Source organism: Halosimplex amylolyticum (assembly GCF_051414035.1).
In the GTDB taxonomy this organism is placed as follows: Archaea; Halobacteriota; Halobacteria; order Halobacteriales; family Haloarculaceae; genus Halosimplex; species Halosimplex amylolyticum.
In genome coordinates, this window is record NZ_JBLKNW010000004.1 from 151,808 (window position 1) to 175,839 (window position 24,032).

Genomic DNA, 24,032 nt, shown 5'->3' on the forward strand with positions numbered 1-24,032 from the left:
TCTGACGTAGGTTTATCATATGGGAGTCCGGTCGTAGTGATATGTGCGGTAACCGAGTCGAGGAGCTCGAATCACGCGTCAAGGAACTCGAGGCGTCCGTCGAGGGACTCACGGACGAACTCGTCGAATGCAAGGTGCGCCTGCGGGAGCTGGAGAACGCGGTGGACGAGGACATCGGCTTCACGCCCGACGACGCGGTGAACACGTCGGAATCTCCAGACGAAGCCGAGGCCGATAGGACTAAAACCGAGGATACCGACGGGGAGGATAGCACGGAGACTGGTCCCGGCGACATCATCGTCGCGTAGGCCACCACTCTACCGCGAGCGACCATGCACATCAAAGAGCTCGTCCTTGACAACTTCAAGAGTTTCGGCCGGAAGACTCGCATTCCCTTCTACGAAGATTTCACCACCGTCAGCGGCCCCAACGGCTCCGGTAAGTCCAACATAATCGACGCCGTCCTCTTCGCGCTCGGGCTGGCGCGGACCTCCGGCATCCGCGCCGAGAAGCTGACGGACCTCATCTACAACCCCGGTCACCACGACGACGACGTCGAGACCGGCGAGGAACGCGAAGCGAGCGTCGAGGTGATCCTCGACAACGGCGACGGCACGCTCTCCCGGTCACAGATCGTCACCGCCGCCGGCACCGAGAACGTCGGCGACGTCGACGAGATATCCATCAAGCGTCGCGTGAAGGAGACCGACGACAACTACTACTCCTACTACTACATCAACGGTCGCTCGGTCAACCTCTCGGACATCCAGGATCTCCTCGCCCAGGCGGGCGTCACGCCCGAGGGCTACAACGTCGTCATGCAGGGCGACGTGACCGAGATCATCAACATGACCGCCGGCGCTCGCCGCGAGATCATCGACGAGATCGCGGGCGTCGCCGAGTTCGACCAGAAGAAGGAGTCGGCCTTCGAGGAACTCGACGTCGTCGAGGAGCGAATCGAGGAGGCCGAACTCCGCATCGAGGAGAAGGTGGGCCGCCTCGAACAGCTCTCGGACGAACGGGAGACCGCCCTGGAGTACCAGGACCTGCGCGACGAGAAACAGGAGTACGAGAGCTACCGGAAGGCCGCCGAACTCGAAGACAAACGCGACGACCTCGCGGCGGTCACCGACGAGATCGACGACCTGGAGGACGAACTCGAAGACCTGCAGGTCGAACTCGACGAGCGACAGGGCAAGGTCGTGCGCCTCGACGGCGAACTCGAGGAGCTGAACGCCGAGATCGAGCGCAAGGGCGAGGACGAACAGCTCGCCATCAAGCGCGAGATGGAGGAAGTGAAAGGCGACATCTCCCGGCTGGAAGACAAGATCGAATCCGCCGAGGAGACCATCGAGAACGCCGAGAACGAGCGCCGACAGGCGTTCGTCGAGATCGACCGCAAGCAGGAGACCATCGACGACCTCGAGTCGGACATCCGCGAGGCGAAGGTGTCGAAGTCCTCGCTGAAGGCCGACGTCCAGGAGAAAGAGAGCGAACTCGAAGACGTCCAGGCCCGGATCGACGAGGTCGGCGAGGAGTTCGAGGAAGTCAAGGAGGAACTCGAAGCGAAGCGCGGACGCCTGGAGGACCTCAAGTCCGAGAAGAACGACCTCCAGCGCGAGCAGGACCGCCTGCTCGACGAGGCCCGCCGGCGCTCGAACGAGCAGCGCGAGACCGAGGCCGAAATCGAGGAACTCGAGGAGCGCATCCCCGAGATCGAGGCCGAGATCGACGACCTGGAGGCCGAACTCGACAAGGCCCAGAAGAACCAGTCGACCATCTCCGAAGTCGTCTCGGACCTGAAGGACGAACGCCGGGAGTTGCAGGGCGACCTCGACGACATCGAGGACGATCTCACGGCCAAACAGCAGGAGTACGCCGAACTCGAAGCGAAGGCCGGCCAGGACGGCGACTCCTCGTACGGCCGCGCGGTGACGACCATCCTGAACGCCGGCATCGACGGCGTGCACGGGACGGTCGGTCAACTGGGCGGCGTCGACCCCGAGTACGCGGTGGCCTGCGAGACCGCCGCCGGGGGGCGACTGGCCCACGTCGTCGTCGACGACGACAGCATCGGCCAGCGCTGCATCGACTACCTCAAGTCCCGCGGCGCGGGGCGAGCGACGTTCCTGCCGATCACGCAGATGCAGAACCGCTCGCTGCCGAGCCTGCCGAACCACGACGGCGTCGTCGACTTCGCCGCCAACCTCGTCGACTACGACCGGGAGTACGCGGGCGTGTTCTCGTACGTCCTCGGCGACACGCTCGTCGTCGACGACATGGACACCGCCCGCGAGTTCATGGGCGACTTCCGCATGGTCACGCTCGACGGCGACCTCGTCGAGAAGTCCGGCGCCATGACCGGCGGTTCCTCGAAGGGGACTCGCTACTCCTTCTCCGGCGGCGAGGGCCAGCTCGAACGCATCGCCGCGGCGATCAACGACCTCGAAGACGAACGGCAGTCCGTCCGCGAGGACCTGCGGGACGTCGAGGACCGCCTCGACGACGCCCGCGACAAGGAGTCCGACGCCGCCGAGCAGGTCCGCGACATCGAGACCGACATCGAGCGCCGCGAGAGCGAGCGCGCGGAGGTCGAGACGAAGATCGACGACCTCACCGAGCGCCTCGAGGAGATCGAGGCCGAGCGCGACGAGGTCTCCGAGGACATGGACGAGATCGAGGCCGACATCGAGGCGAAGACGGCCGAGATCGACGAACTGCAGGCCGAGATCGACGAGCTCGAATCCGAGGTCGAGGACTCCGAACTGCCCGACCTCACGAGTCGCGCCGACGAGATCAACGCCGCCATCGACGACCTCGAGGACCAGATTGACGACCTCGACGGCGACCTCAACGAACTCGAACTCGAGAAGGAGTACGCCGAGGACGCCATCGACGACCTCCAGGAGAAGATCGAGAGCGCGCAGAACCGCAAGGCCAAACACCAGGAGCGCATCGAAGGCTTCGAGGCGGAGATTGCCGAGAAAGAGGAGGTCCTCGAAGAGAAAGAGGAAGCGGTGGCCGAGCTGGAAGAAGAGCTGACGGACCTCAAGGAAGAGCGAGAGGAGCTCAAAGACGAGCTCAAGGAGGCCCGAGTCGAGCGCGACGAGATGAAAGACGAGGTCGGCGCGGTCGAGAGCGACCTCGACGAACTGCGCGACGAGCGCGACCGCCTGGAGTGGGAGGTCGACGAACTCGAAGCGGCCGTCGGCGACTACGATCCCGAAGAGATCCCCGACCACGACGAGGTCGAGTCGGAGATCCAGCGCCTCGAAGGCGAGATGGAGGCGCTGGAGCCGGTGAACATGCTCGCCATCGAGGAGTACGACCGCGTACAGGACGAACTCGACGACATCCAGGAGAAGAAGGCGACGCTCGTCGAGGAAGCGGAGGGTATCCGCGACCGGATCGACCGCTACGAGGAGAACAAGAAGGCGACGTTCATGGACTCGTACGACGCCATCGACGAGCAGTTCCAGGACATCTTCGAGCGACTGTCGAACGGGACGGGGGAACTCCACCTCGAAGACGAGGACGACCCCTTCGAGGGCGGGCTGACGATGAAGGCCCAGCCGGCCGACAAGCCCGTCCAGCGGCTCAACGCGATGTCCGGCGGCGAGAAGTCGCTGACGGCGCTGGCGTTCATCTTCGCCATCCAGCGGCACAACCCGGCCCCGTTCTACGCGCTGGACGAGGTCGACGCTTTCCTCGACGCGAAGAACGCCGACCTCGTCGGCGAGATGGTCGACGAACTCGCGGGGAAGGCCCAGTTCGTCGTCGTCTCCCACCGCTCGGCCATGCTCGAACGCTCCGAGCGCGCCATCGGCGTGACGATGCAGGGCGACAACGTCAGCGCGGTGACCGGCATCGACCTCAGCGCGGAGGGGGTGCCGGCTGATGACTAGCGAGCCGCGGAGCGGCTCGGACGAATCGAGCGGGGAGGAGCGGCGCGACGACCCGCGAGATAGCGAGGGCTCCGAGGAGTCGAAGACGACGACGGAGACCTCGGAAAAGCGAGCGGAGAGCGAAGCGAGCCGCGAGCAGACTGACGGAGGGTCGGACGACGACATCCCGCTCAACATCGCGGGCCACGAAGACAGGGAGGCGCCCAGCGCAGACGCCGGCGGACTCCTCTCTGGGAGCGACGACGACTCCGACGAGGACGGGCCGTCTGGCGAATCCGACGCGCCGGTCACCGGCGAGCCGTCCGTCGACGGCCAGCCCGACCCCTCGATCGACGAGGACGCCGGTGCGGACAGTCTGGGCCCCGACGAGGACGACGAGGACGAGGAAGTGGAACCGGTCGAGGTGCTGGTCAACCTCGCGGAGGACGGCGAGATCGACCCGTGGGACATCGACATCGTGGCAGTGACCGACAAGTTCCTCGACCGGCTCGACGAGGGCGACCTGCGTACCTCCGGGCGGGCGCTCTTCTACGCGAGCGTCCTCCTGCGCATGAAGAGCGACGCGATGCTCGACGACGGCGACGACGAAGAAGAGGAACCGTGGGAAGAGCCCTGGGAGCAGGGCGGCGAGATGGCCGAAGGCGGCTTCGAAGGCCCCGACCCCTTCACCGCGCTGGAGTCGGAGATGGACCGTCGGCTGGAGCGCCGACGCGCCCGCGGGATGCCCCAGACGCTGGACGAACTCGTCCGCGACCTGCGCGACGCCGAGCGGGACAACTGGTGGAAGGAGTCCCGCGAGTACGACACCAGCGACTCGCCGGCGGGGTTCCAGCGCGGGACGCAGGAGCTCGACTACCACACCGGCGACGACCTGCGGATGGACGACGAGCCGAGCGCCTCCGACGTCGTCGGCACCGCCCACGAGGAGCACGTCGACGAGATCATCGACGACGTCCACGACGCGCTCCGCGAGCAGTACGACAAGGGCCGCGACGAGGTGCTCTACCGCGAAATCGCCGAGACCGGCGGCTCGCGCGTCCTCACCTTCCTCGGCCTGCTCTTCCTGGCCCACCGCGGCCACGTCCGACTCAACCAGGACGACATGTTCGGCGACCTGTGGGTCCAGGACCCCAACGCCGCGACCGGCTCGGAAGAGGCCATCGCCGACTGACGACGTTCGGTCGCGACTGCGACGGTTCGTTCTCGGGAGAAACTCGGTCGCGAAGTGACACGGGAGCGGACGTTCGACGGCGCCGTCTGCGTCCATGTCAGAGGCACTCCCCCGAAGGTCTCTGGGTCGCGACCCGACCCGGTAAACTGGACGTCGACGACGGCTAAGACGCGAACGCGCCGATACCACGGCGGACCGCGACCGTCTACACCCGGACGTTCAGTCGCTTCGAGGGGCAGGAGCGCCGTCGGGAAATTCCCGTCCCGCGTCTGCATCCAGTTCGGCCGTTCGGACTGATTACGTCACCGCCCGGGAACTGACCCACGCGCCGGTAGAGTCACAAGAACGTAATTATCTAGGCAAAATCATCCACGACGGTTCGGCTGGAAATCGGGCCGGACACGGACTGAGTCCGCCCAGTGCCTTTTTGGGGCGAGCGGACCACGCACGGATACCGTTTCGAATCACCGGACGGACTTGCCATGGACGACGATACGATCTCGGAACTCGTTGATCTGTTGCGGCGTCGCGCTGAACTACTCGCGTCGCTCGGGGAGGGATCCCGGGAGAAACGCGACCTCGTCGAAGCCCACGACCTCCCGCGTTCGACGCTCGACCGGGCGATACGCGAGCTGGAGGCCGCGGACCTGGTGGAATACGCCGACGGCACGTACGCCCTGACGGCCGTCGGCGCGCACCTGGTCGGCGAGTTCGACGCGTTCGTCGAGCGAGCGGAACAGGCCGTCGAACTGGAACCGTTCCTCCGCTGGACGACGCCCGAGACGTTCGACCTCGACCTGCGGTCGCTCACCGACGCCGAGGTGTGGACGCCCGAACCGGGGGACCCGTGGGCGATGGTCAACCGGCACGTCAGCGCGCTGGAGACCGCCGATCGCGTCCGCGGGGTCCTCCCGCTCGTCGGTCTGCACGCCGTCGAGACGGTCCACGAACGCGTCACCGGAGACGGGGCGGACCATCGGTTCGTCGTAGACGCCAGCGCGGCGGAGACGCTCCGGACCGACGAGAACTACCTGCCGCTGTTCCGTGACCTGCAGGCCCGCCCGGAGCCGACGTTCCTGCGGGACGACCGCGAAGCGATCCCCTACTTCGTCGGCGTCTTCGACGACGAGTTCGTCCAGATCGGCGTCGACGAGGACGGCGATCCCCGGGCGCTCCTGGAGTCCGACAGCGAGGAGGTGCTGACCTGGGCGTGCGACCGCATCGAGCGGTACCGTGCGCGGGCCGAACCGGTCCCGGACGCCGATGGACACGACTCCGGACGCTGATGGAACAGATACAGAGCGCTATTGAACCAGACGAGAGCGGGCGCACCCCGTCCCAGAGTCGCCGTTCACGTCGTCGGCTCCGAACCGCGCTGAGCGGCGAAACGCTTATCGCCTGCAGTGGTGTATGATAACAGTGATCATGACGCCGACCAAGATTCGCGAGCGCCTCCAGGATCGTGACGGGGAGTTCGACGTCGAGACGTACTACGGGGCGCTCCAGTACGTCCACGACGACGGGCGCGCGCGACGACGCCGTCGACGCTGAATCGCACCGGGGAGACTCTTTTCGCGCGAGGTCAGCGACGCGTCGAGATGCCGTGAGGAGTGTCAGATCCGTCGTGGACCCGGTCACGGTCCAGCGCCGGTCAGAGGACGCCTGACTGCAGCAGGGAGATCAGTAGCGTGATCGCGGGGATGCTGACGAGCGTCGTCGCGAAGACGACGGTGCTGGCGAACTCGGAGACGGTGACGCCCCCGACGGACGTGGAGTCGCCGAACTCGATGAGGAGGATGAGCGGCGTCACCGCCGACGGGGTGGCGGTTTCGAGGATGAACACGCGCTCGACCGTGGGGTCGCCGAACCCCACGGCGACCGCGACGGCGAGGCCGACGGCGGGCGCGACGGCCATCTTGAGCACCGTCGCGGTCCCGACCGTCCGCAGCGTCGCCCCGTAGTCGGTCCGCGCGAGTTCGATCCCGAGGATGATGAGCATCACCGGGATCGACGCCTCGCCGAGCAGGCCGATCGTGTCCATGGCCGTGCTCCCCGCGGCGGGCAGGACGGCGAGTTCGCGTCCCGCGAGGGCGGCCGCGACCGCGTAGACCAGCGGCACGGTGAACACCCGCTTCATCCCCTGGGTCCAGTTCTCGCTCCCCGAGCGAGCGGCGATATACACGCCGACTGTGTAGACGAGCACGCTCTGGGTCGTCAGGAAGATGACCGCCGTCGAGCGGCCGGCCTCGCCGAAGGCGAACTCCGACAGCGGGATGCCGTAGTTGCCCGAGTTCGAGAAGGCGCTCACGAGCACCAGCGCCGACAGCAACGGCTCCCGGACGCCGACGGCCCGCCCGACCGCCTCGGCGACGAGCGCCATCAGGAGCGTGAACGCCGTCACGCCCGCGGCGATCTGGACGAGCGTCCCGCCACTCAGATCCGTCGTCGCGACGCTGTGGAAGACGAGCGCGGGCGCGAGGACGTACACGACGGTCGTGTTCAACGCGTCGACCTCGACGTCCTTCCACCACCCGAGGACGTACCCCACCCCCGCCATCGCGATCACCGGGAGGATCGCCGATGCGAAGATGGAAACGAGCGACACGGTCCGTGACTGCACCGCCGCGGGCACAACCTTTCCGAATCCGGTCGATCGCGCCGGAACGACGAGTCCTGGCCCGCGTTCGGCCCGTCTCCGTTCGCCCGAGCACGCACTGGCCTGCCTGGTACGCCGGCTGCAACGGCGGAGGGAGGGTGTTCGCGTTACCCTTCCATGCCGCTAAACGAGAGGCCGCCTTCGATGTACCGCTGTGCGAACAGGTAGACGAGCATGATCGGTGTCGCGAAGGTCAGCGCGAACGCCGAGAAGCGCGCCCAGGGGATCGAGTACTCGTCGATCAGCGCGAACAGACCGACCGGGAGGGTGTAGTTCTCGGTCGTCAGCAGTGTCTGCGCGACGACGAACTCCGTCCAGCCGGTAAGGAAGGTGAAGATCAACACCGTCGCCAGTCCGGCCGTCGAGAGCGGGATGATGACCTCCGTCACGACGCGCCACGGCGGCGCACCGTCGACGACGGCGGCCTCCTCGTAGGAGACCGGGATCCCGTCCATGTAGGTCTTCAGCAGCCACGTGTTGAACGGGACCGCCGTCGCCGCGTAGTACACCGCCAGCGCGAGTTTGCTGTCGTTGAGCCCGAACTGGACGTAGATGGCGTACAGCCCGATCAGCAAGGCGATACCGAGTCCCCCGCCGACCTGGGTCATCAGGACGTAGAGGAACAGGATCTTCCGCCGGAAGATGAACTTCCGCCGCGAGAGCGCGTACGACGCCGGCACGATCAGACACATCGCGATGATCACCGTCGGGATGGCGACCGTGACGCTGTTCCAGAAGAAGTGCTTGAACTGCGAGGGCCGGTCGACGCCGTGTGCCGACGCGTCGAGAAGTGTGACCTGGGGCGTGTCGAACACGAGCGCCTGCTCGGTCAACGGGACGTTCACGGAGACGCTGTAGGCGGGGACGATCAGGTCCCCGACCACCCAGACGAACGGCTGGAGCGTCGGCTCCTTGGGCAACAGCGAGAGTCCGCTAGAGGAGTACAGCGACGCGCCGGTACCCGACAGCGCGGCCTGAAGGATCCAGTAGACCGGGAACAGGAGCAACAGCACGATCACCAGTGCGCCAGTCGTCGCGCCGACGGTCTTCAGCGGCTCGGACGGCGGGATCTCGCCGTTCCGGACGCCCCGTACCGTGTACCTGACGTCCCGGACCGCCTCGACCGGGGTGCGGAGGACGTTCTTCGTGTCGTCTGCGAGCTTCCGGCCGACCGCGGATAGGAGGCTCATCCGTCGGACACCCCGTCGGCGAGTTTCCCGCGTTTCACGTTGATCCACATGAACGCGCCGATGAACGCGACCGCGATGAGGCTGACCGCGGCCCCGCGCCCGTACTTCGAGAACGACAGCGCCTCTCTGTACCCGTAGACCACGACGAGTTCGTTCGCTCGTGCCGGTCCCCCCTGGTTGAAGACGAAGGGGATCAGGAACTGCTGGAACGACGCGGCCGCCGTCAGGATCGACGCGAACAGCACCGGTCGCTTGATCGACGGCAGGGTGACGTGCACGAACCGAGCGAGGAAGCCGGCCCCGTCGACGGTCGCCGCCTCGTGGAGTTCTTCCGGGACGTCCTGCAGGGCGCTGACCGTGATGATCACCATGAACGGGTACGCCAGCCACATCTCGGTGACGTTGTACGCGAAAAAGGCCGGCCAGCGGGTCGAGAGCCACGCGACGGGATCGGCACCGAACACCCCGAGAAGCTGGTTTATCAGTCCGAAGTCCGCGGAGCTGAACATCGACCGCCAGACGGTGATCGTGAAGATCGTCGGCAGTCCCATCGGGAGGATGATGAACGAGCGCATCAGTCGCCGACCGCGCACCCGGTCGCTGGTGACGACCATGGCGACACTGATGCTCAGACCGAGTTTCAGGACGACGCTCGTGGCGACGTACAGCCACGTCACACCGAAGGAGTTCCAGAACTCGGGGTCGGAGAGCACGTCGGCGTAGTTCTGGAGGCCGACGAACGTCGCCTCGCCGAAGGTCAACACGGCGAAGGTCCCCTCGCCGGCGAAGAGGTTCGCCGGCGCCGCGTCGGTGAACGAGAGTCCGACGAGGTACAGGACGGGGAACAGCATGAACGCCGCGAACACGAACAGCCCCGGGAGCACGAACAGGAGCGAATAGTCCTCCCGGTCGAGGACGGGCGTCTGCTCGATCCGGCGCGTGAGGCGTGATACCGTGCTCATTCGCCCGACTACTCCCAGTTACTTCGGGCCTCTTCGGCGGCCCCGCTGAGCGCGTCCGCCGGGCTCTGGCTGCCGTTGAAGATCTGGACGACCGGCCCCTCCATCGCGGCGAAGACGTCGCTCATCCGCGGGTCGGTCGGCATCGGGATCCCCTGGTCGACGGCCTTCGAGTAGGCCTTGACCGGACCGGGCAGGTCGTCGCTCCCGGCGAGACTCGAGAGGACCGGAATGTGGCCCTGCTCCTCGGCTCTGGTGAGGAGGTGGTCCTCGTTGGTCACGAACCACTCGACGAACGCCCGCCCCGCCCGCGCGTCGGCGTCTCCCTCGGCCATCGCCTTCGAGAAATACCACATCTTGATCCCGGTCAACGGCGTAAACTCGTTGCCGTCTATCGACGGGAAGGTCGTCACCTCGTAGTCGACGTCGCTGTCGTTGAGCGCCGCGAGATACCACGGGCCGTTGACCGCGAACGCGGCGTTCCCCTCTGCGAACGTCGCCTGCTGGGGCTCGAATCCCGGGTCGTTCGGCATATACGGCACGAGTTCGTCCACCAAGAACTCGAACCCACGGATCGTCTCCTCGGAGTCGAGACCGACTGCCGGATCGCTCTCGGGGTCGAAGTAGCGGCCGCCGAACGCCTGTGCGATCCCGCTGACGAAGTAGGGGTTGAACGGCATCGCCAGCCCGTACTGCCCGCTGTTCGAGTCGTGGTAGTCCGCCATCGCCGACGCCATGTCGTCGAAGGTCTCCGGCGCCTCGTCGACGATGTCGGCGTTGTAGATCAGCGTCACCGTCTCCGCCGAGAAGGGGAGTCCGACGATGGCGTCGTCGGTCTGGACGGCGCTCGCCGCCGCGCCGGTGAACTGGTCGAGCCCGACGGACAGCTCGTCGCTCTGGTCCACGACGAACCCACGCTCGTAGTAGTCGCCGACCCAGTCGTGGGCCCACTGGAACGTCTGCGGTCCCTGCCCGGCGGGGATGGCGCTCGTCGTCCGATCCTGCATCTCTGCGATGTTCCCGCCCTCGATCGTGTGATGGGACTGCTCGTTGAACGCCGCGATGACCTCCTCGCGGAGGGCGAGTTCGGTATCGGAGAGACCGTACCACGCCGTCGCCGTCCCGGCGGGCGTTTGCGTTTCCGTGTCCGTTCCGTCGGTGGGCTGGCCGTCGGTGCTCTCGCCGCCGCCCTCACCGTCGCCGTTCCCGTCGGTACTCTGCTGTTCGACACCCACACAGCCGCTGATGGCCGCAATCGTTCCTGCTCCGGCGATACGCTTCAGCATCTTCCTGCGGTCGAGTGCCATGGATGTACGAATGAGGTAATAATCTTTCATACCTTAATTCTTCGCATTCCACACGAACGATCATAGGATCGACATCATTCGAAAACGGGCGTATAGCCCCGTATGGCGGCAAATTGCGGGGCAGGACGGAGGCACAGACGAGCGAGCAGTTCGATACGTCGAACCGACCACGACGAGAGAGAAGTTCTACGAAATCGTACTTCACTGTTCCCAAAGAATTATTATCACGTTTCCCATCAGTCGAGATATATGGCTACGCTTCGCGTAGAGTCCCTCCGCAAGGAGTTCGACAACGGCCGAATCGTCGCCGTCGACGATCTCTCTCTGGACGTGGCAGACGGGGAGTTCGTCACGGTCGTCGGTCCGTCGGGGTGTGGGAAGTCGACGACGCTGCGGATGCTCGCTGGGCTCGAACAACCCACCGCGGGGAGCATCTACATCGACGGGGAGGAGGTCACAGACGTACACGCCCGCGACCGTGACGTCGCGATGGTGTTCCAGAATTACGCGCTGTACCCGCACAAGACGGTTCGCCAGAACATGGCGTTCGGGCTCCGGATGAGCACGGACCTCTCGGCGGACGAACGCGACGAGAAGGTCCGGGAGACGGCGTCGATGATGGACATCGAGGAGCTCCTGGACGACAAGCCCGGCGAGCTATCGGGCGGACAGAAACAGCGCGTCGCGCTCGGGCGCGCGATCGTCCGCGACCCGGACGTGTTCCTGTTCGACGAACCGCTTTCGAATCTCGACGCGAAGCTCCGGACGACGATGCGCACGGAGATCCAGCGGCTACAGGAGGAACTCGGGACGACCTCGATCTACGTCACCCACGACCAGGAGGAGGCGATGACGATGGGCGACCGGATCGCCATCCTCGACGGCGGCGTCCTCCAGCAGACCGGGCGGCCGAAACACGTCTATCGGAACCCCGCGAACGAGTTCGTCGGTACGTTCGTCGGATCCCCCGCGATGAACATGCTTGACGTCGACGTCACCGTCGACGGTGACCGGGTCCACCTGACGAACGGCGACCGGTTCACGTACACGCTCGGCGGCGACACCGCACGACAGGTTGCCTCCGCAGACCTCTCCGCGGCACGACTCGGCATCCGTCCCGAGAACGTCACCGTCGACCGAGATCCGGACGACGACGACATCGAAGCGGTCGTCGAGGTCGTCGAACCGGTCGGCAGCGACAACTACCTCTATCTCGACCTGGGAGAGACGTTCATCGCCCGGGTCGCCGCCGACGTGGAGCCGACCTGGGGCGACACCGTGGGCGTCCAGTTCGCGGAATCGGACGTCCACCTCTTCGATACGGACGGCACATCGGTCCTCTCGGAGGGATATCCGGACGACCAGCGGTCGCCGTCGGCTACCTCTCCCAGCCGAGCGCGCTCGACTCCCGAGTGATCCGGCACCCGAACGGAATCGCAGCGGACGAACCTTCCCTCGCGGCATCGAACGGGGCCCCTTCTCTCCGAGGTTGCCACTGTGAAAGAAAGCTGTATTATTACCGCTAACATACGTACCGGCGACTGCGCCGCGTCTGCGGGACGCCACCGCCGGTTCGGTGATCCGGGGTCTCGCTCGAGACAGGGAGTTAATTAAGTGAGCAGCAGGTGATCGGCGTATGGACGACGCGACGCTCTCGGAGCGGTTGATGCGACTCGGGCTCTCGGAGAAGGAGGTAGACACCTATCTCACGGTCCTCGAACAGGGCGAAGTGACCGCGAGCGAGATCTCCGACGCCACGGGCGTCTCGAAGCGCTACGTCTACAGCATCAGCGAAGCCCTCGAAGAGCGCGGATTCGTCGACGTCGACGACCACGTCGTGCCGACGAAGATCCGTGCCCGCGACCCTGACGAAGTGATCGAACTCCTCACCGAGGAACTGTCGGAGATGGAACCGGCGCTGTCCGAGCGACACTCGAACACGGAGCGCACCCTCCAGCAGTTCGACGTCGTCAAGTCGCGGCGGACGATGATCAAGCGGATCCGCTCGTTGGTCGCCGACGCCGAAAACGAGATCACGCTCTCGATCTCCTACGAACAGTTGCCGGAGATCGAGGACGAACTGCGTGCCGCGGTCGACCGCGGCGTCCTCGCGATGGTACTGGTCAGCGACGTGCCGGCAGACGCGCTCGAGGCCGAGGCGTTCGCGGGGATCGCGACCCTCGTTCGGACCTGGGACCAGATCACGCCGCTCACGCTGACCGTCGACCAGCAGTACGCCGTCGTGGCACCGGTCGACATGATGACCCGTTCGAACTCCGACCTCCGCGCCATCTCCCTCGCACAGCGCCAGATCGTCCCGGTCCTGACCGGCTCGTTCTTCGGCAACTACTGGCCGATGGCTGCCGAGGCGTACGTCGACGATCCGCGACCGCTACCGGCCGAACACGGCTGTTTCCGGCACGCCGTTCTCGACGCGACGCTGCACCTCCGGGACGACCGTCCGGTGGGGGTCGAGGCCGCCGTCACCCCGTGTCGCGACACCGAGAACCGCACGTCGATCGAAGGGACGGTGATCGGCACCCATCAGGGGCTCGTCGAACCGGCGACGAACGACTTCCCGGTCGAGAACTCCCTCGTCGTGAAGACGAACAACAGACGCGTCACCGTCGGCGGTCCCGGTGCGATGCTCGAGGACTTCGAAGCGAAAGACGCCGTCACGCTCACCGAAGAGTAACCCGCGTCTCCGGGACCCGGCGATTTTCCCCCGTCGCGCCGGACGGACCGGACGCCCCGACACGTTTCCTGTCGTTCGACGCCGACCTCGCAGCCGACAGGCTATCGATGCCCACCACGAAACACGTGTGATGAAATAATACACAAATCTTTTAGCCGAGCGCTGCGCGTCGGCAGACGATGCAGACGGACGAATCCGCGCGAACCACTACTGACGGCGAGGAGTGGCGCAGATGACGGTCAGTCGAGCGGCGGTCACCCATCGACCGAAGAGCAACTTCGCGTACGCGGTCGACGAAGAGACCATCCAGATCCGCCTGCGGAGCGAACGCGGCGACCTCGACGAGTGTGAGGTCCTCGTGGCGGACAAGTTCGACTGGCCGACGCGCGACCGCGTCGAGATGCGCGTCGTCCGGCGCGACGCCCGGTTCGACTACTGGCAGGCCGAGGTCGAGCCGGAAGACCGACGGCTGTGTTACGCGTTCCGTCTCACCGCCGGCGACGAGACGCTCTGGCTCACCGAGTGGGGCTTCGAGTCGGCCGACGAGAACGACCTGCCGACCGCCGGGACCGACCGGTCGCTCCACTACTTCGAGTACCCCTTCCTCCACGCCGGCGACGTGATCGACCCGCCCGACTGGGTGTCCGACGCCGTCTTCTACCAGATCTTTCCCGAACGGTTCGCCAACGGCGACCCCACGAACGACCCCGAGGACGTCGAGGAGTGGGGCGGTCGCCCGGAGCGCGACTCTTTTTTCGGCGGCGACCTCCAGGGGATCATCGACCACCTCGACTACCTGTCGGATCTGGGCATCACGGCGCTGTACCTGACACCGGTGTTCGCCTCGGAGTCGAACCACAAGTACAACACGACCGACTACGAGCGGATCGACCCGCAGTTCGGCGACGTGGAGACGCTGTCTCGACTGGTCGACGCGGCACACGACCGGGGGATCCGCGTGGTGCTGGACGCGGTGTTCAACCACTGCGGCCGGCAGTTCGAACCGTTCCAGGACGTCCTCGAACACGGCCGCGACTCGGAGTACGTCGACTGGTTCCACGTCGACGAGTTCCCGATCGAGTCCGAGCCGCGGCCCTCCTACGACACGTTCGCCTTCGAGAGCTACATGCCGAAGCTGAACACGGAGAACCCCGAGGTCAAGACCTACCTGATCGACGTGGCGACCCACTGGATCGAGGAGACGGGGATCGACGGGTGGCGACTGGACGTCGCCGACGAGGTCGACCACCAGTTCTGGCGCGAGTTCCGTACCGCGGTCAAAGCGGTCGATCCCGACGCGTACGTACTCGGCGAGGTCTGGCACGACTCGCGGCCGTGGCTCCAGGGCGACCAGTTCGACGCCGTGATGAACTACCCGTTCATGTACGCGGTCGACGGGTTCCTCGGCGACGAGTCGCTCGACGCCCAGGCGTTCGCGAACAAGATCGACCGGTTCCTCGCACGGTACCCCGACCAGGTCAACGACGTCCTGTTCGACCTGCTCGGGAGCCACGACACCGCACGCATCCGCCACCGTTACGACGGCGACGAGCGGACGGTTCGGCTCGCCCTGTTGTTCCTGCTGACCTTCCGCGGGACCCCGTGTCTCTACTACGGGGACGAGGTGGGGATGACTGGCGGCGACGACCCGGACTGTCGCCGACCGATGGTCTGGGACGAGGATCGACAGGACCGGGACCTCCATCAGTACGTGACCGACCTCGTCGCCCTCCGGGCGGACAACCGACCGCTCCGCCGCGGTTCGCTCACCGTCTCCCGCGACCGGTGCGGCGACGGCGTCGTCGTCTACCGTCGCACCGCCGACGCGCCCGAGGATGGGCTCACCGTGGCCGTCAACCGCGGGGACACCCCGATCACCGTTCCGATGACCGGTGACGGCGAGGACGGAACGGTGCTGTTCACGACCCACTCCGACGTGACCGTTCGTGACGGTTCGTCGGTCGAACTGGCCGGACAGTCGGGTGCCGTCTGGCGATAACCGGATTCCCTGGCAGCATCTTCTCACCGCGGGATCCGTCGGCTGGACTTCCGGACGGTATCGGTCGAAAGAAGATCGAGTCGAGCGGTCGGTGCAGACTGGCTGCCGACGACCGCCGTCCGCTTCCCGCTAGCTCTGCCAGTAGTAGAGCGGCGTGTCGTCGGTTTCCGTCGAATCAGTGGGCGAGGTGTAACTCCGATTGCTCCCGCTCTCCCACGTCACGTTGTCGTCTTCGTCGATCTTGACGAACTTGAACTCGAACGAGGTGTTCTTCGGGACGCTCACCGGGAGGAACCACTCCGGGTAGTCCGGATTCATGAACGACTCGCTCCCAGCGAGCGGGTCCCAGTTCCCGAGTTCCGGGAGGTCGCCGACGACGTGGATCGTCTCGCCAGGAACGGTCTCCGCCTCGACGTGGAAGATGACCTGCACCGGTTCGTCGGAGAGCACGTCGTACGTCGTGGCGTTGCTCGTCTGGCCGTTCTTCTCGACGGCGACGTCGACCAGTCCGGTCGGCCCGTCGGGGACGGTGGCCGTCACGCGCGTGGTGCTGTTGGAGACGACGTTCGCGGGCGTGCCGTCGAACGTGACCGACACGTCCCCGTCCAGCCCGGCACCGTAAATGTAGACGGTGTCGCCGGGCTGGCCCATCGTGCTGACGATCGTCCCGACCTTCGGCGCACTCCCCAGGTCGGGGCGCGATTCCCACACGCTGACCTCGCCGCCACCGAGGGTGAACGAGTCGAGTGCGCCGCCGTCGACGGAGATCCCCTGGCCGTAGAGGTCCCCGGAGAGGTAGTCGTCGTAGGTCCCGTCCGGGAGGTTCGTCCCGACGGAGGGGACGCTCTCGGACTGGTCGGGCTGACGGTGGATCGCCGTCACGACCACGTGGTCGTAGAATTGCCGCTCGTAGACGATCACGTCGTCGGTCGAGTGGAGAATATTCGTCAGCCCGTAGGCCAGCGCGAGGTTGTCGTCCCGCAACTGCGCGAGGTCGCTGATCAGCTGGTAGGCGGTCGTCGACGTGTCGAAGGCGGCGTCCGTCTGCATGAACAGCCGACCCGCGTTCGGGCCGCTCGACCCCGGATTCATGTACTGTTCGGTCCCGTAGTAGATCTTCGGCGTCCCCCGACAGGTCATCAGAGCGGCGATAGCCGCGTGGTAGGGTTTGTCGTCCGGCTGAATGTACCGGAACCGGGTCATGTCGTGGTTGTCGACGGCGGTGATCGTCTGGTGTTCGTGCGTGTAGTCGCCGTGCGTCTTGAGCAGCATCTCACCGAAGGCGGTCATCGTCTCCGAGAAGTGGCCGAAGACGTTGGTCGCCGCCCGGTTGAACTCGAAGTCGAGGTTGTTGATGCCGGTCCGGTCCGGGAACGTCCGGTACTCCTCGTATTTCGGGTCCGGACGAGAGATGAAGAACTCGCCGAAGTGCGTGATCGGGCCGCCCTGTGCGCTGTCGATGGCGGTCTTGAGATTCTTTGCGAAGGCGGGGTTCAGGTGGAGGGTCGCGTCGTGACGGATGCCGTCGATCCCCTTCGACTTCCAGAACTTCGTCGCGCGTTCCAGGTGGTCGACGACGGCCCCGTTCTCGTGGGAGAAGTCGGCAAGCCACCCCAGGTCCTTGTGGCGGTAGCCGAACTTCGACGTGTCGCCGCCGCGGTCGCCGATCCCGTGGAACCAGCCGTCAACGTCGTTGTGCGGGTCCGCGAGCAGGTTCTCCCCGACGGCGTCCCCGTTCTCGTCGAAGACGTAGTTGCCGTCCGAGTCCGTGTCCGGTTCGTACAGTTGCCCTTCCTCGGGTTCGTTGTTCTTCGTCGGGTTCTTCCAGCGGCTCGTGTGGTTGGACACGAAGTCGATGACGAGCTTGATCCCGTTGTCGTGGAGGGCGTCCCGCATCGCGTAGAAGTCCTGCATGCCGCCGAAAAATCGGTGGGTCCTGAAGTAGTTCCGCGCGTGGTACCCGTGGTAGCTGGTCCAGACGTCCACCGTGCCGTCGTCCTGGTAGTCCACGATCTTGCTCTCGCGGTTGTCGTACGGCGCCGAGAGCCAGACGGCCGTCACGCCCATGTCCTTGAGATACGGGATCCTGTCGACGATCCCCTGCCAGTCACCGCCCTGATACAGTTTGAGGTCCGACCCGCTGCCGTCGTACAGCGACGAGTCGAAATCCGAGAAGTCGTTGTTGTCCGGGTCGCCGTCGGAAAACCGGTCGGTCAGGATCTGATAGACCGTGTCCCGCGGCGTGACCGGGCCGAGGCGCTCGTCTTCAGCCGCGAGCGTGTGGTGACCGACTTCCGCCGACGCGGTCTGACTCACTCCCGCGGCCGCTGCAGTGGCCCCTATCGCCTTCAGCACGTCGCGTCGCGTCGTCGAACCATCGCTTCTATCTGTGATGTTATCTCTCATCACAATTTCACTGTCAGGCCGAAATGGAAAAAGTTTTTGGTAATCATACAACAAGTATGCCGTCTGACGTCCGGACGGCGACCCGCGGGTCGCCGTCGATGCAGTCACCCGCCCGTCGGGTGGCTGGCTTGAGTACGGGTCGCCCGTTTCACGTCTCGCCCCCGGCGCGCGTCGGGGTTTCCGAGGGGGAGTTGAAGGGCTGGCCCGAACTGGATCGGCCCGGGCTGAACCTGACGGGCTGGATCGGACGAACTGGAGCGGATCGGGCGCCTTTCCCGGCTTCGCTGGCCGGTTTGTTCCGTAGGGAGACGCGACAGGTGCGACGATCGACGGTGGGGCCGAGACGGCCCCCAGATTAGTTGTGAGATACCTGCCTATACCGTACGAATCCACGGCACGTCGGTCGATTCGTCCGCTCGGAGTAAGTGACTATTGTGCCAGCGGAGGCGGACGAAAGCGGTCAATAGTTACAACGGCCGACGACTCACGGAAATCTATGAATCTGGCCGTAATCGGATTCGGTAACGCCGGGGGGAAGGTCGTGGACAAACTGCTCGCCTTCGAGTCTGACACGGGCCGGTCGCTGTGCCGGTTCGCGCTCGCGGTCAACTCCGCCGAGATCGACCTCGCGAAACTCGACTACGTGCCGCGCGACAACCGGATCCTCATCGGGCAGACCGACCAGCGCGTCAAGGGCCGCGGCGCCGGCGCAGACCCCGAAGTCGGCGCGGCCATCGCCCGCCGAGACCACCACGAGATCGAGCGCGCCATGGACGGCGTCCCGATCCACGACATCGACGGGTTCCTCGTCGTCGCCGGCCTCGGCGGTGGCACCGGGTCCGGCGGCGCGCCCGTCATCGCGGAGACGCTCCACGACCGCTACGCCGAACCGGTCTACGGCCTGGGCATCCTCCCCAGCGCCGACGAAGGGGGCCGCGCCGCGTTCAACAGCGCCCGGTCGCTTACCTCCTTCACCGAGGCCACGGAGAACCTCATCTGCTTCGACAACGACACCTGGCGCCAGCACGGCGACTCCGTCGAGATGGGGTACGAGCGCACCAACGAGGAGATCGCCCGGCGCGTCGTCACCCTGCTGGCCGCCGGCGAACTCGACGGCTCGCAGATCTCCGAGGCCGCGATGGACTCCAGCGACGTCAAACGCACCCTCGCCACCGGCGGCGTCAGCTCCATCGCCTTCGCCTCGACCGGTCTCGAACGGAGGACCAGCGAGAGCCGCGGTCTCATCAACCGCTTCACGAACGGGTCCGACGGGACCGACGGCGAGCGTCCCGACGAGAGCGACCTGACCATGAAGGTCCACGGGCTCGTCCGCAAGGCCGTCACGTCGCGGCTGACCGTCCCCGCCGAGATCGACTCCGCCGAGCGCTCGCTGGTCGTCGTCTCCGGTCCGCCCTCGGAGTTCTCCCAGAAGGGCCTGCACCGCGCCCGGGAGTGGCTCGAACGCGAGACCGACAGCGTCGAAGTCCTCGCCGGCGACGACCCCCGCGAGGGCGCCGACCGCCTCTCGGTCGCCGTCCTCCTCTCGAACGTCACCCAGATCGACCGCATCGACGCCCTCCAGGACCAGGCCGTCGACGCCAAGTCCAACATCCAGCAGCAGGCCGACACCCGCGAGGACGAGATCAACGACCTCATCACGGACGACGCCGGCGAACTCGACCCGATCTGATGGATCTGAATCCCGGACTCTCGCTGCTGCCGGGACCGTGAGGTCGCCCTCCAGCACAACCACTGCGACTGCCGACCGCAGGAGTACACTTTCGACCGCGAACAGCGTGAAAGCCCCCGCGCGCTTCGGTCGAGGGCCTCGCTGCGCGCTTCGCTCACTCCGTTCGCTCCAGTGTTTGCGTCGTCCGTCTTCCCGAAGCGCGCGGCCCCTTTCATTCCCACCCACATATATTGGTGATCAGCAGAAACGGGTGGGAATGAAAGGGGCGCCCGTCTCGACGAAGGACGGCGACGCAAGCACCGCAGGGAGCGGAGCGACCGAGGAGCGCAGCGAGACGCCCGAGTCGAGACGGGCGGGGCTTTCACGCTGTACGCAGTGCCAGCGGTAGTGCGGTCGAGATCGACTCCACTCGCGTTCGAACAATCGACCCTTCCTAGCGGGCGACTTATTGTGAAGGTGGGCAACGAAGTTGGTATGACCGATTCACGGCGCGTCCAGATCGTCGACGCGTTCACGGACGAACCGATGGCGGGCAACCCCGCGGGCGTCGTCCCGGAGGCCGCCGACCTCGCCGACGACCAGCTGGCGGCCATCGCCTCCGAACTCGGCGCGAGCGAGACGGCGTTCGTCCTGCCCGCCGACGACGCCGACCGTCGGCTGCGCTACTTCACGCCCGAGCGCGAGGTCGACCTGTGCGGGCACGCCACGGTCGCGGCCTTCGCCTCGCTGTACGACCGGGCGGTCGTCGAGCGCGGCGACTACACCGTCGAGACGAACGTCGGCACGCTCGACGTGACGATCGAACCCGACGGCACCGTCTGGCTCACCCAGTCGCCGCCCGAGATCCGCGAGGTCGACGTGTCGCTGGACGAGGCGGCCGACGCGCTCGGCCTCGACGTCGCGGCGCTGTCGGAAGTCGGCGAGGACCTCCCGCTCGCCCGCGCGTCGACCGGGTTCCCGTTCCTCGTCGTCCCGGTCGGCTACTTCGAGCAGCTCTCGGCGATCGACCCCGAGATGGCGGCCATCGAAGCGCTGTGCGAGGAAACCGACACCGAGGGGCTCTACGCGTTCACGTTCGACACGCTAGAGGGCGAAGCGACGCTCCACGGGCGCGCGTTCGTCCCGCTTGCGGGCATCTCCGAGGACCCCGTGACGGGGACGGCGAGCGGCGCCGTGGGGTCGTACCTGCGCTACCAGGGCGCGCTCGACGAGGCAGACCCGCTGGTCTTCGAGCAGGGTCACTTCCTCGACCGGCCGGGGCGCGTGCTGGTCGACACGCGCGAAGGCGAGGAGGGCGAGACCGCCCCCCGCGTGGGCGGCCGCGCCGTGACGACGCTGGACGGCGACGTCGTGATCCCCGAGAGCGACGGCGACGACATCATCGAGGCCTGAGCGAACTGCCAGAGCCGACCTGAGCGCGACTGCCGGACCGCCCTCAGTCGGCGTATCGCCGGCCGACCCAGATAGCGATGGCGGCGAGGGCCAGGCCGGCGACCACGTCGGTCGCCCAGTGGATGCCGAGGTACATCGTGGCACCGATGATCGTGAGCCCGATAGCGGTCGCGATGGCGAACCAGCCCGGGTAGGTCGCGCGCGTGTCGTAGGCGACGCCGATGACCGTCGCCGACAGCGACGTGTGCAGCGACGGGAAGACGTTCGTGTTCGAGTTGACGCGGCTGGTGAGAAACTGGAACTCGGGGTGGTGAGTGTACAGCAGCGACTCGACGGAGTTTCCCAGCAGGTTCCGCGGCCCGTAGGCGACGAAGAGCACGTAACAGACCAGCCCGAGGCAGTAGTTGACGCTGTAGGCGATCGCGAGTTTGCGCAGCGGTCGCGTGTCCTCCAGGGCGGCGTAGGCGATCAACGGGAAGACGAGGACGTAGACGTAGCCGTAGACGTACGCGTACGAGAACAGCGTCGTGAGAGCGGGCGATCCCATCGACTGGAGCCACGGGACGAAGTCGCCCTCGATCCCGTAGATCAGCGGCGTGATGTTGATCCCGACGAGCCAGGCGACCTCGGTGACGGGCTCGCGGACGACGCTGTTGAGCAACAGGACGGCCGCGAGGACGCCGATGGGGACCGCGACGTCCCGGAGCCGGTCCGGGAGTTCGGCGGCCGTCGCCCGGATCTGGTCGAGGCCGACGAGCGCGACGGCGCTGACCGTCACGAAGACGAGATTGACGGCGACGACCTTGGTGAGCACCGGGAGGAGCGTCATTCGACGAGCAGGCGGCCGTCGTCGTATCGGTATCCGGCCTCGACGAAGGCCGCTTTCACCGCCTCGGTGTCGATCGCTCCGTCGGTACCGACGAACGAGTCGCCGGGACCGATGTCGTCCGGGATGGCGTCCGCGTCGTACCAGCCCGTGCTCGCGAGTGGACTCTCGGTCGGTCGCGCGTACCCGTCGAAGACCGACTCGACCAGGTGCGACCGGCGGAGCAGTCTGGCGACGACGCGCCGGAACCGGGCGTTCGACAGGGGTCGCGTCCTGGTGTTGTAGCCGAGGTGGTAGAACGCCCGGGAGGGCGCGCTCACGAGGTCGAGCGCCGACTCGCGGCCGATCCGGGGGACGACCGCGGCCCCCAGCGGCGCGACGGTCGCGTCGGCGTCGCCGGAGGCGACCAGCTCGACCGCGGAGTCGTCGGACCCCACGGCACTCAACCGGATCTCCTCGTAGGCGGGAGCGTCGACGAACCGCTCCGGAAGCTCGTCCGGTTCGTCGCGCAGGAAGTGGTCGTCGAACCGGGAGAGGCGGAGGGACTCGCTCGGGACCGCGCGCTCGAACGCGAAGGGACCGCTCCCGACGGGCCGCGGGTTGTTCCACGCCAGCGCTTCCGTCATCGTCCGGTTGGTTTCGACGCCGGCGACCTTCGCCGTGTCGGTCCGGTCCGACCAGACGTGCTCGGGGAGCAGCGGTACCGTGAACGCCCGCCGGGCGACCACGGTCGAGGCGTCGGTGAAGCGGATCCGCGCCGTCCGGTCGTCGACGGCGGTCACGTCGTCGACGAGCGAGGTGCGTCCCCGGTAGCGCGAGGCCGGGATCGGGCTGTCCGCCGTGCCGAGCGACGTGTCCGCGAGGAACTCGTAGGTGAACGCCACGTCCTCGGCGGTCAGCGATTCGCCGTCGTGCCAGGACAGGTCCGCGCGCAGGGTGATCTCCGCCACCGGTCGGCCGCCGCCTCCGTCGAGGTCCCACTCGCCGGCCAGCCAGGGGCGCAACACGCCGTCGACCCGCCGCGCCAGCGGATCGTAGAGCAGGTCCACGAACGTGCCGTGGGCCCGGAACTCCGCCGCGATCGGGTTGCGGTTGCCAGTGATCCGCCCGTCGGTGGTGGCGAGCGAGAGCGTCGGTGTCGAGTCGACGGGCGCGAGTCCGAGGAGCACGAGCGGGTCCATCGGACTCCCGTGCCAGCGGCGGAACCGGTCGGTCCGCAGCGTGCCCAGCGCGTCGGGGGCGGCGAGCGTCGTGAACGGCTGGCTCTCGGTGAGGTGGCTCTGGACGTCCGTGACCGCCCGCCGCCGGTCGGTGCCGCTCGTGGTTCGCTGGGCGTCGAGGAGCTCGTCGAGGTCGAGGCTCGTGTATCCGAAGGGGTTCTGCCAGCCCGGCTCGCCCCCGTACACCGAGTGACAGAGCGCGTAGAGGGTGTCCGGGTCGCGCCAGTCCGTCCGCGGGAACTGCCCGACGTACAGGTCGAAGTCGTGGTCGAGCAGGACTCGCCGGTAGAGCGCCTCCGGCCCCATGGGTTCGACGCTCGCGTCGACGCCGCAGGCCCGGAGGTTCTCGGCGAGTTCCCGTGCGATCCGCGACGGATAGGGGTTGGCGTCGACCGGCATCGTCAGGATCCGCAGGGACACCTGGCTCGCGGGGTCGCGCGCCATGACGTTGCGGGTCCGCTTGACGCACCCGCCCGCCCCGGCCAGGGTGGCCGCCGCTGTCGCTAGCACCGACCGCCGGCCGATGGCCTGCGAAGCCTCTCCCCTTCCGGTCATCGTTCGTTCCTGAGCGTTGGGCGAGGGGGTATTAGTCTCCTGTGGTCATAATTGACAACAA

17 protein-coding genes are annotated in these 24,032 nt (G+C 66.6%); 10 read left to right on the forward strand and 7 right to left on the reverse strand.

Annotated elements, in window-relative coordinates; genetic code table 11:
* Positions 1–41: 41 nt before the first annotated feature.
* The 5 genes from ACMGFE_RS17530 (at position 42) to ACMGFE_RS17550 (ending at position 6,627) form a co-directional block, all read left to right on the forward strand.
* Positions 42–308, forward strand: a complete 267-nt coding sequence (locus tag ACMGFE_RS17530; RefSeq protein WP_436926526.1) for a DUF7518 family protein — start codon at positions 42–44, stop codon at positions 306–308.
* A gap of 24 nt (positions 309–332) precedes the next feature.
* Positions 333–3,905: a chromosome segregation protein SMC gene (smc, locus tag ACMGFE_RS17535; RefSeq protein WP_436926527.1), complete on the forward strand. Its 3,573-nt coding sequence runs from the start codon at positions 333–335 to the stop codon at positions 3,903–3,905.
* Entirely contained in the window at positions 3,898–5,076 is a 1,179-nt protein-coding gene (locus ACMGFE_RS17540; protein ID WP_436926528.1) for a segregation/condensation protein A, read from the forward strand. The genes smc and ACMGFE_RS17540 overlap by 8 nt, the downstream gene beginning before the upstream one ends.
* A 482-nt stretch (positions 5,077–5,558) precedes the next feature.
* Entirely contained in the window at positions 5,559–6,362 is an 804-nt protein-coding gene (locus ACMGFE_RS17545; protein ID WP_436926529.1) for a helix-turn-helix transcriptional regulator, read from the forward strand.
* Positions 6,363–6,501: 139 nt separating this feature from the next.
* Positions 6,502–6,627 carry a hypothetical protein gene (locus ACMGFE_RS17550; protein WP_436926530.1) on the forward strand — a complete coding sequence of 42 codons (126 nt, stop codon included), beginning with the start codon at positions 6,502–6,504 and terminating at the stop codon, positions 6,625–6,627.
* 100 nt (positions 6,628–6,727) lie between these two features.
* Here the strand turns inward: ACMGFE_RS17550 and ACMGFE_RS17555 are convergent, their stop codons facing one another.
* From ACMGFE_RS17555 to ACMGFE_RS17570, 4 genes are all read right to left on the reverse strand, one after another.
* Complete coding sequence (locus ACMGFE_RS17555; RefSeq protein ID WP_436926531.1) at positions 6,728–7,681, reverse strand: AEC family transporter; 954 nt, start codon at positions 7,679–7,681, stop codon at positions 6,728–6,730.
* Between the two features lie 158 nt (positions 7,682–7,839).
* On the reverse strand, positions 7,840–8,922 hold the full coding sequence (locus ACMGFE_RS17560) for a sugar ABC transporter permease (protein ID WP_436926532.1): 1,083 nt from the start codon (positions 8,920–8,922) through the stop codon (positions 7,840–7,842).
* A complete protein-coding gene (locus ACMGFE_RS17565; protein WP_436926533.1) occupies positions 8,919–9,884 on the reverse strand; it encodes a carbohydrate ABC transporter permease in 966 nt (321 codons plus the stop codon). Before ACMGFE_RS17565 ends, ACMGFE_RS17560 begins: the two co-directional genes overlap by 4 nt.
* Positions 9,885–9,892: 8 nt before the next feature.
* Complete coding sequence (locus tag ACMGFE_RS17570; protein ID WP_436926534.1) at positions 9,893–11,188, reverse strand: extracellular solute-binding protein; 1,296 nt, start codon at positions 11,186–11,188, stop codon at positions 9,893–9,895.
* Positions 11,189–11,437: 249 nt separating this feature from the next.
* Between ACMGFE_RS17570 and ACMGFE_RS17575 the strand changes: the two genes are divergently transcribed.
* The 3 genes from ACMGFE_RS17575 (at position 11,438) to ACMGFE_RS17585 (ending at position 15,882) form a co-directional block, all read left to right on the forward strand.
* Positions 11,438–12,604, forward strand: coding sequence for an ABC transporter ATP-binding protein (locus ACMGFE_RS17575; RefSeq protein WP_436926535.1), 1,167 nt, complete (start codon positions 11,438–11,440; stop codon positions 12,602–12,604).
* Positions 12,605–12,824: 220 nt separating this feature from the next.
* Positions 12,825–13,883: a TrmB family transcriptional regulator gene (locus tag ACMGFE_RS17580; RefSeq protein ID WP_436926536.1), complete on the forward strand. Its 1,059-nt coding sequence runs from the start codon at positions 12,825–12,827 to the stop codon at positions 13,881–13,883.
* Between the two features lie 232 nt (positions 13,884–14,115).
* Positions 14,116–15,882 (forward strand): glycoside hydrolase family 13 protein, encoded by a 1,767-nt coding sequence (locus ACMGFE_RS17585; protein WP_436926537.1) that lies wholly within the window; start codon positions 14,116–14,118, stop codon positions 15,880–15,882.
* Positions 15,883–16,011: 129 nt separating this feature from the next.
* Here ACMGFE_RS17585 and ACMGFE_RS17590 read toward each other — a convergent pair whose 3' ends face one another.
* On the reverse strand, positions 16,012–18,288 hold the full coding sequence (locus ACMGFE_RS17590; RefSeq protein WP_436926538.1) for an alpha-amylase family glycosyl hydrolase: 2,277 nt from the start codon (positions 18,286–18,288) through the stop codon (positions 16,012–16,014).
* Between the two features lie 496 nt (positions 18,289–18,784).
* Here ACMGFE_RS17590 and ACMGFE_RS17595 point away from each other — a divergent pair, with 496 nt between their 5' ends.
* Complete coding sequence (locus ACMGFE_RS17595) at positions 18,785–19,978, forward strand: tubulin/FtsZ family protein (protein ID WP_436926539.1); 1,194 nt, start codon at positions 18,785–18,787, stop codon at positions 19,976–19,978.
* 474 nt (positions 19,979–20,452) lie between these two features.
* Positions 20,453–21,370: a PhzF family phenazine biosynthesis protein gene (locus ACMGFE_RS17600; RefSeq protein WP_436926540.1), complete on the forward strand. Its 918-nt coding sequence runs from the start codon at positions 20,453–20,455 to the stop codon at positions 21,368–21,370.
* Between the two features lie 43 nt (positions 21,371–21,413).
* Here the strand turns inward: ACMGFE_RS17600 and ACMGFE_RS17605 are convergent, their stop codons facing one another.
* Both ACMGFE_RS17605 and ACMGFE_RS17610 read right to left on the reverse strand, forming a co-directional pair.
* A complete protein-coding gene (locus ACMGFE_RS17605) occupies positions 21,414–22,199 on the reverse strand; it encodes a phosphatase PAP2 family protein (RefSeq protein WP_436926541.1) in 786 nt (261 codons plus the stop codon).
* On the reverse strand, positions 22,196–23,971 hold the full coding sequence (locus tag ACMGFE_RS17610; protein WP_436926542.1) for an ABC transporter substrate-binding protein: 1,776 nt from the start codon (positions 23,969–23,971) through the stop codon (positions 22,196–22,198). Before ACMGFE_RS17610 ends, ACMGFE_RS17605 begins: the two co-directional genes overlap by 4 nt.
* Between the last annotated feature and the right edge of the window lie 61 nt (positions 23,972–24,032).